The sequence below is a fragment of the Hungatella sp. SL.1.14 genome, from assembly GCF_024460495.1.
In the GTDB taxonomy this organism is placed as follows: Bacteria; Bacillota; Clostridia; order Lachnospirales; family Lachnospiraceae; genus Hungatella; species Hungatella hathewayi.
Genome location: NZ_JANFYJ010000347.1, coordinates 1 through 300, shown reverse-complemented (window position 1 = coordinate 300; position 300 = coordinate 1). Strand labels below are relative to the sequence as shown.

Here is a 300-nt window from a genome sequence, read left to right as displayed (position 1 = left end):
ATTTAAGGCTACGAAGAAGGATTATAATAATTAGATTCTGGAGCTGTTGTCCCTCCGTGTCACGGCAGACTTTCAGGAAAAGATGAGAGACGGCCAGATAACGGTTGAGCAGATTCAGGACAGCGTTGAGCATGTTCTGGAGCAGACCGGTTATACGGATGTGGCAAAGGCCTATATTTTATACAGAAAACAGAGAGAAAAAATCCGTAATATGAAGAATACCATCCTGGACTACAAGGATGTGGTAAACAGTTACGTGAAGATGGAAGACTGGCGTGTCAAGGAGAACTCGACTGTTAC

1 pseudogene is annotated in these 300 nt (G+C 43.7%); it reads left to right on the top strand.

From position 1 onward, the window contains the following. Positions 1–300: pseudogene (locus NE473_RS31295) on the top strand (ATP cone domain-containing protein); the annotation flags it as partial.